Here is a 2,607-nt window from a genome sequence, read left to right as displayed (position 1 = left end):
CGGATCGGCGGCCACCCGCTCGCGCACCTCACCGGCCGCCGCACCGGAGAGATCGACCACCCAGAGGCGGTTCACCCGGTCGGTGCCGGAGGCGGAACGCAGGAAGACCACCCGGTCGCCGTCGGGCGACACCGTGAACGAGCGCGGGGCCCCGAGGCTGAACCGCTGGGTGGTCGCGTACTGACGAGGGAACGAGAGCTGCGGCCGCAAGGTCATGAACCGAATCCTATGAGGCCGCGGTGGCCGTGCGCCCCCATGTGCTGCCGTGCTCCGATCGATGCGTTGGCACGGATAGTTATGATCCGTAGCGCTTGGTGGGTATGACTCTGCCGGGCACATGCACGCTGCGATGTTCCGACTGAATATCTATGGAGGTGAACCGCCGTGGCACTCTCGATTTCGGCGGTGGTGCTGCTGGCGATCGTGGTCTTCCTCCTGGTCCGGAAATCCGGGCTCAAAGGTGGACACGCGGTTGTCTGTGTGCTGCTCGGGTTCTATCTCGCCAGCTCCACCATCGCGCCCACCATCAGCGACCTGACCTCCAACGTGGCGGGCATGATCGGGGGCATCAAGTTCTGAGTGCGTCCCGTCCGGATCGGGCCGCCTCGTAGGCTGTCCCCATGAGCGATCTACCCGGTCGGCGTCTGATGCTGGTGCACGCGCACCCTGACGACGAGACGATCAACAACGGCGCCACCATGGCCAAGTACGCGGCAGGTGGCGCCCTGGTCACGCTCGTGACCTGCACGCTCGGCGAGGAGGGTGAGGTCGTCCCGGCCGCTCTCGCCCGGCTCGCGGCCGACAAGGACGACGCCCTCGGCCCGCACCGCGTCGGTGAACTCGCCGCCGCCATGCGGGAGCTGGGCGTCACCGACCACCGCTTCCTCGGCGGCGCGGGACGCTACCGGGACTCCGGGATGATGGGCCTGCCGCAGAACGACCGCGAGAACGCGTTCTGGCACACGGACGTCGAGGCGGCGGCGCCGTACCTCGTGGAGATGATCCGCGAAGTGCGCCCGCAGGTGCTCGTCACGTACGACCCCGACGGCGGCTACGGCCACCCCGACCACATCCAGGCCCACCGCGTCGCCACGCGCGCCGCCGAACTGGCCGCCGACGCAGCGTACCGGGCCGACCTGGGAGCGCCGCACACCGTCGCGAAGGTGTACTGGAACCGGATGCCGCGCTCGGTGGCCGAGGCGGGCTTCGCCCGGCTGCGGGCCGCAGGACCGGTCTTCGCCGGCACGGCCACGGTCGACGACCTTCCGGGCGTGGTCGACGACGCGCGGATCACGACGGTGGTCGACGGCGCGGAGTACGCCGGACGCAAGACGGCCGCGATGCGTGCCCACGCCACTCAAATCACCGTCCACGGGCCCTTCTTCGCCCTCTCCAACGACCTCGGCCAGCCGCTGTTCGCCCAGGAGTACTACGAGTTGGTACAGGGCGAGCGGGGCGCCCCCGCAGGCGAGCGGGAGACCGACCTGTTCGCCGGCATCGCCGGTGCCGAGGCCACAGCGGGGGCCGGCCGATGAGCGTGGACCGGACGCCCGGCGGCTGGCTCGCGCAGCCGCCCAGACCCGCCAGGATCGCCGCCTACGCCGGGCTGCTCGTCCTCGGCGCCGTCGTCGGTGTGGCGGGCGCGCTGGCCCAAGGAGGCTGGTTCCCGGGCGGTTTGGTGCTCGCGCTGCTCGCCACCGCCGGTGTATTCGGCGGCGGACTGCTGGCGACCGGCACCCAGCTCGGGGTGGGGGCGCCCGCGGCCGGCTGGCTGATTGCTGTCATTCTGCTGAGTATGGGACGGCCGGAAGGCGACGGTGTCTTCGCGGCCGGTATCGGACCCCTCGTCTATCTGCTGGGTGGGATGGTGGTCGCTGTGATCTGTGCCACCATGCTCCGGTTGCCGCAACCGGGCACGAAGTCCGGCCGACTTGGGAAGTGAAGCGTCCGTCTGCTGCTGAATTGACCATGTCCGTACGGCCGGCTGAGCAGCCGCTTCACGCGGTCGGCGGATGTGTGTCGGCGGAGGACAGTATGGTGGTGCGCGCTCCGGGCCGTCCCCGGCCTCCGGCATGGGGACCTGCGTAGTTGAGTACCAGTAAGAACGGGCGGCGGAGCCAACCGGGAGATCCTGCTTTGAGTCGTGAAACTGACAGTTCGTCCTCCGGGCCCCAGGGGCGCGGCGGAGCCGCGTACCCCTCGGGGACACCGCCGTACGGATCACGCCAGTATCCGGGGCCGCCCCAGCAGGACGCGTCGGACGAGACCGAGATCCCGCCCGTCCCGCAGCCGGACGAGCCGAGAACCGAGACCACACTGACCACCCGCATCCGGATCAACATCCCGGGTTCGCGGCCGATCCCGCCCGTCGTCATGCGTACGCCGATGGGCGAGGGCGAGTCCACCGACGGCCGGGGCATCCCGGCGGCCGGGCAGAACGGCGACCGTACGGGCAGCACACCGCGCCCCGACGGGGCGGGCCAGGACCCCGCCGGGTCCGCGGCCCCGGAGGGCGAGCAGCCCGCCGGCCAGGACAAGCAGCCCCCGAGCGACTGGTTCGCCCCCCGCAAGGCGGGCGCGGCCCCCGGCCCCTCGGGCGCGGGCACC

4 protein-coding genes and 1 pseudogene are annotated in these 2,607 nt (G+C 71.2%); 4 read left to right on the top strand and 1 reads right to left on the bottom strand.

Going from position 1 to position 2,607, the window contains the following annotated elements:
• Positions 1–216, bottom strand: a 216-nt coding sequence (locus HY68_RS44790; RefSeq protein WP_241778468.1) for a hypothetical protein, incomplete at its 3' end; no start/stop codon positions are given.
• 168 nt (positions 217–384) lie between these two features.
• Between HY68_RS44790 and HY68_RS04945 the strand changes: the two genes are divergently transcribed.
• From HY68_RS04945 to HY68_RS43475, 4 genes and pseudogenes are all read left to right on the top strand, one after another.
• Entirely contained in the window at positions 385–579 is a 195-nt protein-coding gene (locus tag HY68_RS04945; RefSeq protein ID WP_041984854.1) for a hypothetical protein, read from the top strand.
• Positions 580–620: 41 nt separating this feature from the next.
• Positions 621–1,535 (top strand): N-acetyl-1-D-myo-inositol-2-amino-2-deoxy-alpha-D-glucopyranoside deacetylase, encoded by a 915-nt coding sequence (gene mshB, locus HY68_RS04940; protein WP_041984851.1) that lies wholly within the window; start codon positions 621–623, stop codon positions 1,533–1,535.
• Positions 1,532–1,942 carry a DUF6113 family protein gene (locus tag HY68_RS04935; RefSeq protein WP_041984847.1) on the top strand — a complete coding sequence of 137 codons (411 nt, stop codon included), beginning with the start codon at positions 1,532–1,534 and terminating at the stop codon, positions 1,940–1,942. Before mshB ends, HY68_RS04935 begins: the two co-directional genes overlap by 4 nt.
• Positions 1,943–2,136: 194 nt before the next feature.
• Positions 2,137–2,607, top strand: a pseudogene (locus HY68_RS43475) (hypothetical protein); the annotation flags it as partial.

The sequence above is a fragment of the Streptomyces sp. AcH 505 genome, from assembly GCF_000818175.1.
Taxonomy (GTDB): domain Bacteria; phylum Actinomycetota; class Actinomycetes; order Streptomycetales; family Streptomycetaceae; genus Streptomyces.
The sequence above is the reverse complement of the archived record's forward strand: the minus strand, read 5'-3'. Positions and strand labels throughout refer to the sequence as shown.